Annotated in this window: 4 protein-coding genes; all 4 read right to left on the bottom strand. The window is 40.4% G+C overall.

What is annotated here, in order from left to right; genetic code table 11:
• Positions 1 to 199: 199 nt before the first annotated feature.
• The 4 genes from HUK49_RS09975 to HUK49_RS09990 all read right to left on the bottom strand — a co-directional run bounded on the left by HUK49_RS09975 (position 200) and on the right by HUK49_RS09990 (position 7878).
• On the bottom strand, positions 200 to 3046 hold the full coding sequence (locus HUK49_RS09975) for a DEAD/DEAH box helicase (protein WP_191913617.1): 2847 nt from the start codon (positions 3044 to 3046) through the stop codon (positions 200 to 202).
• 125 nt (positions 3047 to 3171) lie between these two features.
• On the bottom strand, positions 3172 to 6615 hold the full coding sequence (locus HUK49_RS09980; RefSeq protein WP_191913614.1) for an SEC10/PgrA surface exclusion domain-containing protein: 3444 nt from the start codon (positions 6613 to 6615) through the stop codon (positions 3172 to 3174).
• On the bottom strand, positions 6590 to 6862 hold the full coding sequence (locus HUK49_RS09985; protein WP_191913615.1) for a hypothetical protein: 273 nt from the start codon (positions 6860 to 6862) through the stop codon (positions 6590 to 6592). Before HUK49_RS09985 ends, HUK49_RS09980 begins: the two co-directional genes overlap by 26 nt.
• A gap of 491 nt (positions 6863 to 7353) precedes the next feature.
• Positions 7354 to 7878 carry a GNAT family N-acetyltransferase gene (locus tag HUK49_RS09990; RefSeq protein ID WP_191913616.1) on the bottom strand — a complete coding sequence of 175 codons (525 nt, stop codon included), beginning with the start codon at positions 7876 to 7878 and terminating at the stop codon, positions 7354 to 7356.
• Between the last annotated feature and the right edge of the window lie 252 nt (positions 7879 to 8130).

The following is an 8130-nucleotide window of genomic DNA, read 5'->3' on the forward strand; positions in this document are numbered from 1 at the left end:
CACCATGGTAATCATGAAGTAATTTAAGCTTTTCAATAGTTGAATAACTTACAATGCAAAACACCCCCTAGGATTCACACTTTTATTATTTAAAGTGTCAACCCTAAGGGGTATTGTACGACTACCTATCTTACTTACTTTGAGAGATCGAGAATTATCTCGGTCTCTTTGTTGTTTAAAAGAGATCAGTGCAAAATCACTAGTCAAATAATACTTTAGTCATTGTGGTAGGTAGCGGATGCTCTAAAACGAGGTTCATCCCCACCGCCGCTTTTTTCTTTTCGCCAAGCAGTTCTTCCCTTACTGAAGCTGGATCAATCTTAGCAATTCCCAAGTAGTAAAATTGCTTTCCCACAGCATCGCTCCGCTTGACAAACAGATGTAACTTCTCCCGTTGCTGGCCTGTGTCAACTCCCGCAAGCAAGCGCTGTACCTCGGCAGAAGACAGATGACGCGGTGAGCGGGTATACCAACGTAATGATTGACCATCCTGAAGCTGATTATCATATATTGCATTCCGTTGATTTGGAGACTTCTTATGATACGTGATAAAAATTGGACATTCATTTTCGGCAACCCGATAGCCGTACATCGGAGCACTAACGTCTAATGGCCAGTTTAATAACCGACAAACGTCCTTCCGATCATATTGCTGATAAAGGGTGAATTGCTGGCGTTGATCATATTTTTTGCTTAGAGTTAACCCGGTTTTAAGCACATCAATAAAGAGTCGTTGAAAATCTGAATTTTGTTTTAGCGACTTCTTAATTTGAGAGTTCAACCGGTAAGTTTCCTGGTTAACCGTGACGATTGATTGATCACCATACTGTTGCTTCTTCGTTTGCTTTCCAGCCTTAACATCAAAGAACCGTAAACTAAGAATATCTGTTAGGGAACGTAAAACCGCTTCATTAACATAGCAGCTATTTTGTTCTAAAGCACCAATTAACTGTTTCTTAGTGACCTCCTGATCCCTTAGCAGTGAAAGAAGGATTAGTTCGTGCGCCCGTTTTCCGCTTAAAAGTTCTTTCGTAATAAAAGTTAAGACTTGGTTTTCATACTGGTTTAGTTTTACTTTTTCGCCCATTTTAACCAAAAAGCTTCCGTAATTATCAAGAAGCTTATTGCGGGCAAAAACAACGGGCGATACTGAATTAGATTGAAGAAAGTCAATTAATAGCGGTACTCGACCCAAGCGTTGTTCCAACTCACTGTATGCTCGACGAAGTTCCGCGATTGAATCAAGCTTCGTCTTATCCAGTGAGGTTAAGATTCGTTCACTGGCAACCCGTGAAAAGTTAATCGTGGAAACACCAATATTCTGCGGAAGTTGGACTTCACACCGCGCTTGATCCTGATCCCGGCTCGAATCATCGTTTAACGCCAATGGAATCATGTAATTATGCTTATAATTACCGATAAAATCAACCACAGTCACATAGTCTTTCCCTGGGTATTTCCGTAATCCGCGACCTAGTTGTTGAAGAAAAACAATCCGTGATTCAGTATTTCGCAACATCACAATTTGATTTAATGACGGAATATCAACTCCCTCGTTAAAGAGATCAACGGTAATCAGGTATTCAAGTTCACCATTTTCCAGTCGCTTTACAGCTTCTTGGCGTTGATAATTACTATCTTGGTTTGTTAATGCAATTGCCGGATGACCTAAAGCGGTAAACTGTTTTGCTATTTCACGGGCTTCCGCTTGCCGACTGCAGAAAACCAGTCCTCGCGGTTGTCGGCCACAGTAGCCATAGTATTCTAACTGCTTTAAAACATACTTCACCCGTTCACTAGCTACTAACCGTTTTAAATTGGTCGTCTCATCAATCACTTCACCATTGGCTTCGTAATCCTGAACTCCTACATAGTGAAATGGAACTAGCATGTCGTTATTCAAAGCGTCACGGAGACGGATCTCATAAGCAATATGGTAGTCAAAGATTCCGTAAACATCCTGGTTATCCATCCGGTCTGGAGTTGCCGTCATTCCTAACCAGAACTTCGGCTTAAAATGATCCATTAATCGTTGATAACTAGGAGCCGCTGCCCGGTGTGCTTCATCCACGAGAATAAAGTCAAACATTTGGGGAGAGAGTTTCTCAAGGATCTTCTTTTGGCTTAATGTTTGGACCGTTGCAAAAAGGTACCGTGACGAAAAGTCATGGTGTTGACTGCTAATTAGGCCAAAATCCTCCTGTGAACCGCCAATAACCCGCCGAAAACTCTGTATCGCTTTTCGTGCAACTTGTTCTCGGTGAACAACGTAGAGAAATTTCTGTGGCTGGTTCTCCTTAACAGCGAATGCCCCTAAATAGGTTTTACCTGTTCCTGTTGCCGAAATCACTAATCCCCGGTGTGCCCCACGATTGATTAAGCCTTGAAGTTCATTCAGGGCCGTCCGTTGCATTTGATTTGGGATAATTTTCTGGCTATTTTGTTTTAAACTGTTATTTGCTTTTGATGATTGCCAACTCTTAGCGTAATTTGTAATCCATTCTTTAGTTAACGGGTAACTTTCACTTTGAAGGTGCCTTATTCCAGTGGTAATTTGCGAAAACAAGGTCGAATTTTGGCTTGAGGTTACCTTCAACATTGTTTCATGGTTTTGGAGCAATGCTGCTCGGGTAAGGTTTGCACTTCCAATTAATGCCGTTGAATAGTCATCATGAGTGAAAAAGTACCCCTTAGTGTGAAAACCAGTAACTGTAGTAACCATGACCTTTAAGTTAGGAATCTTAAGTAGTTCCGCAAACATCTGCGGAGAATTAAAGCCAAGGTAATCGCTAGTAATAAGTGTTCCTTGGATCCCTTGCCGATCCAAATCAGCTAAAACAACTTTAAGTGGCGTTAGCATATCACTGGTAATAAACGCTACCGCCCAAGTAAATGACTTACAATTCATTAACTCATAACGAAGCGTTTCCCAAATTGTGCCATCTTCATTTCCAATCAATCTTGGTGTTAGCTGCTGGTGACCTCGATAACTTCGATCGTATAAGCCATTTAAAATTGCATTTTTTATCGTTGCTTTTTCTGTCATCATATTCCTCAATCTTCATTTATCTTCCCTAATAACTTATCATAAAAATATAAAAGAGCGAGACCGAGAAACTTAATTCTCAGCTTCACTCTTTTTTATCTTGAGTAATTTAACTCAGATTTTAACTATTCATTGTCTTCTAGCTTCTTAGCAACCTTGTTCTTCCGCTTCTTATTCAATGAAGCTCCGGTAGCAAGGGCAGCACCTGCAGCTACAACCGTCATGGCTGTAAGGCTATCCTTGTTAACTTTTGGTTGCTTCTTTGCTTCAGACTTAGTGTTGCTTGAAGGCAACTTAATTTGACCACTCTTAATAGCAGCTTCAAGCTTAGCATTGATCTTTTCACCGCCAAGTTGACGAGTATACCCTTCAAGTGGAGCAGATGGAATACTTGCAGCTTCTTGCTGAAGGTCGTAATAATTATCGTACGGATCATCAAAGCCAGCCATCATATTATCGTTAGCAGCGTGAGCATTCCGCGCTGCAATTTGAGCTGCAATTTCACTCTTTACAGATGCTTCTTCGGAGGCCCGGTTCAAACTACCTGGGTTTTGAACCTTGCTGGTAAGAACCTGTTGGTCATTTTCTTCATTGTTAGCCTCAGTCGTAACGTTTGCTTCTTGAGTTTCATTTTGTGAAGCATCGTTGGCAACCGCAGAAGTTGTTGAAGCATTGTCATCACTTGTTGAGTTCGTTTCAGTTTGGTCAGTAGCTGAACTAGCGCCATTAGTAGCGTTTGAACTTGTAGCAGTTTCGTCTTCAGAAGTTGTTTCTTCAGCAATAGGGGTTGAAGGAATATATGGGTGACTCAAACCATCAAGAGTAATCTGAGCACGCTTCAATTCACCTTGAAGACTGTTAAGCTTTTCTTGAGCCTTAGTTAAGTCACCATTAGCAACGTCAAGAGTTGTTTGATCCTTATCCAAGGTTCCCTTAAGTTGCGTTAACTTTCCAGTTTCAACTTGAACCTTCAACTGGGCAGCAGCTAAAGCAGTCTTAGCTTTCTTAACGGCTGCATCATTTTGAACCGCATCAGACTTCTTAGCATTTGAAAGAGCCGCTTCATAGATTGTCTGAAGTTGACTAACCGTTGCAGTTAATTCTTGAAGTTTTGCCTGACTTGCCTTGTAAACTTGGGTATCATCACTTAACTTTTGTTGAGCACTAGCAACTGCCTTCTTAGCATCACTAATTGCCTTTTCGTAGTTGCTTTGTGGTGAAACAGCAGCAAGAGATGTTCCAAAGACCTTAGCTAACCGAATTTGACTATTCAATTGAGAATACTCTTTCTTCTTGTTTTGCAGTTCGCTTTGGGCTTGTTGCAAGTCGTTTTGCTTTGCTTGAACATTCTGTTGTAACTGGTTTAACTTAGCATTGGCTTCGTTAACCGCAGCATCCCGACTAGCTTGAACTTTCTTCGAAGCATTTAGCTTTTGTTGAGCAGCAGCTAAGTTAGTCTGAGCTTGGGCTAATTGACGAGCCTTATCTTGAACACTACCGTTCATAGCATTCAAGTCTGCTTGAACCTTAGCTAACTTAGCTTGCAAGTCATTGATCTTGTCGTTTGCTAAGTTAACCGCTGCTTGGGCATTTTCCATAACAGCCTTCTGGTTAAGAGTCTCGTTAGCAGCTTTTTGTTGAGCAGCAGTAGCGTTATTAACTGCAGTTTGGGCAGTCGCAACATTAGCTTGTGCTGTTGTTACCCCGTTTTGGGCAGCCGTTGCAGCGGTTTGAGCTGTGGTAACTGCACCTTCCTTTTGAAGGTAATCATTGTGAGCATTGTTGATTTGTGCAGCACTAACGTTTTCAGGAGTGGTTGCCCCTTGAGCAAGCTTATTCTTCACTTCTGCATTAGCATGGCCATCGTCAAAGAAGTTATAGTGAACCCAACCATCCTTATCAATAGTAACGGTCATGTACTGGTTACCATTATCATCATAGGAAATGCCGTTCATTCCCTTTGGATCATTAAGGAATGCTTCAGTGTGACCACCGAATCCATAGTAAAGTGGAGCATCAGCTGCATTTTCAACATCTTGGTAGATCATCGCTAAAATTCCAGCGTAGATACTTTGTTTAACATCAGCCATTGACATACTTTGCTTAAGGCCAGCAATATGAAGAGAAGCTGGATCAAGTAGTAACCCGGTTGAAAGGTTTTCGCCCACAAAGCCAGTGTTTAGACCAGCCTTATTAGCGGCAGTAACCATGCCATTTTCATTGTGTGGTGAACCAGTAGCGTTACTACTCTTATTCCAACCGCTATTATTATAAGCGCCGTCAATTACTTGGTTACCAAGTTCAGTTGCGTAAGGTGAAACCTTAACCTTTCCGTAACTGTGAGCGGCACCAGCAGCTGTAGATTGGAAACTATCACGGAAACTATTAACAATCTGGGCGGCAAACTTTGTAATCTCGGTTTGCTGAGCAGCTGTCATATTTCTTGGGTCAACCTTCTCAGCCTTATCCTGAGCAGTTGCTTGGTAGTTAGTCTTCAATAACGGAGTCCATGTCTTACCACCATCAGTACTTGTCCAACCTGTTGACATTAGTCCCTTGGCAGGATCTCCGCCATTCAAAGCAATTCCTTCTGCACAATCAGACTTAACCTGTGGACTATTGTAACGATTACCGTTAATGTAGCTTTCATACTGTTGAACAATATCGCTTGGTGTCTTAACAGTTGGTACACCGTTATCATTCTTGTAATTATTGTAGGTCTCTAGGGCCTTTAGCGCATCAGACTTAGCAGTGGCCACTTTTTGTTGAGCAGCGTCAGCATTAGCTTGAGCAGTAGTAACTGCTTGTTGTGCCTTTGCTAAAGCAGCTTTAGTTTGGTTAACCTTTTCTTCAGCTGCTTTTTGGGCAGCAGTAGCATGATCATAATTTTGTTGGGCAGATTCAAGCATCTGTTGTGCATTTTGAGCTGCTTGCTTATCATTTGCCAATTGCTTTTGTAATTGAGAAATTGTTGATTGCAGTTGAGCAGTTGCGGTGACATTATCATTGCTACCGTTATTCTTCAATGCATCCAAACGTTGTTGAGCATCAGCAACCGCAGAAGCATCCTTAGCTACTTGAGCAGCAGCCTGTGAAGCTGTTTGTTGGGCAATTGAAACAGCATTTTGTTGAGCTTGAACTGCTGATTGAGCCGTATTAACAGCTTGTGAAGCAGCGTTAACAGCATCCTGCTGGTCATTAACTGCTTTTTGCGCATTTTCTAACGCGAAGTTAAAGGCAGAAGTTGCTGCAGCCTGTGAAGCAACAATATAGTCACTTAACCGCGCTTCAGCACTTGCCTGCAATTCCTTAGCAGAACTAACAGCACTTTGATCGCTATTTACCTGAGCACTATTACTATTTACTACTTGTTGTTGATCAGAAACAGCACTATTAGCTGCTTGAACAGCACTAGCAGCGGATTGAACATTACTCTGGTTCTGAGCTGCGCTTGTAACGGCAGACTCAACTGCCGCACTAGCAGAATTTGCTTCAGCTGCAGCACTATTCACAACTGCTTGTTGAGCATTAACTGCAGATTGATCAATCTTTAACCGTATTTTGAGCACTATTAACTGTTTGCACACCAGAATTAACAACCTGTTGTTGAGTGTTGACCTGTTGTTGAGCAGTATCAACACGTTGTTGAGCCGCTTGTTGTGGCGTCTGTGGGTTAACATTTACATCGTTATTCTTAACTGTCTGTTGAACAGTATCAGCCTGTGCGTTTAAAGTAGAAGCCCCAAGAAGAGTGGCACCAGTAACGGCCACAGTTCCGACTAGAACTTTATCACTTATCCTCTTCCGATTTTTCACAATACCAACTTCCTCCGTAAATAATCGTTTGATGCTATTATCATTGTAGCCGCAATAATTTTATTTATCAATTATTTTTTATTCTTTAAATTAATCACTTGAAAAATAAGAGCAAGCAGTTAGACAATTTTACTATTTATAAAGCTATTTTGTTGCTATAGCAGTAACTTCATCTGTCTTTCAATCGATAAATATAATTGCAAATTTTTTGGCAATAAAAGTCTAAAATTTTCTTTAAATCGCAAATAACTGTAATGAAATAATTTTCATCTATTAAATCAATATGTCGCATTTTTATCATAAATACTATATTTTATAATTCATAATTATGATAATTATAGTAACGTAAATAGATGATTTTAACGCCTTTTGTTTAATAAATTAAAATAATTACTTATCACTTGCTAATGTGGATCATTAAGAATCACCAATCTACTTTCAAATAAAAACAACCGTTTTCTAACAGTAATACCTGCCAGAGAACGGTTATCTTATAATTGATATTCCATTACCTTAGCTTGTTGATCTCCAATATCATCATAATGAATGATTAGCTCTTTGATGAGCCGAAAACCAATTTTTGAATAAAGCTTCTCAGAAGGAAGATTATCAGCTAAGACATCAAGGTGAATTACCCTCTTTCCTTCTCGCCTTGCCTCGTTGAGTAGGCCATCCAAAAACTGGTGAGAACCCCCTGTTCGCCGATAATCTGGATGAACTGCAATCAAATGCCAGATACCAATTTCTCGTTCATTTACCTTAGTGGGCCAGTTAACATCAGGATATTCCTCTCCAGTCGTCATTACTCCGGCTGCGATGATTTGGTTATCCTTAACCCCAACTACTACCGTGGCCTGTTGAATAAAGTCACGTAAGCCATTAGCACTCGGGTACTCACCCCAGGTCCACTTAGCACCGTACTTATCTAATAATTGATGATCGCATACTGCTTTATATAATGATGTAACTCCCTTAAGATCACTTAATTGAGCTACCCTAACCTGATCAAGTTCCATCTTAGCTTCCTCCTTTTCCCATAATTATACCCTTTTTCAATTTGCCGTTCAGTTAAGAATATTAGAATTTCATCGTCCAAAAGTCAGCTGCATTTTAATATCTAGTCTCTATGGTCGTTATAACTAGTTTTGGTTCTACAATTTTAAGTACTGATGGACTTAACATCAGTGCTTATTTTAGTTTAAATTTAAAATAAAAAACGAAAGATGGTTGGACCCCGTCTTCGTTTAAGAAAGGACCATCTTTCATGA

Origin of the sequence: Limosilactobacillus portuensis (assembly GCF_014838735.1) — a bacterium.
Classification (GTDB): domain Bacteria; phylum Bacillota; class Bacilli; order Lactobacillales; family Lactobacillaceae; genus Limosilactobacillus; species Limosilactobacillus portuensis.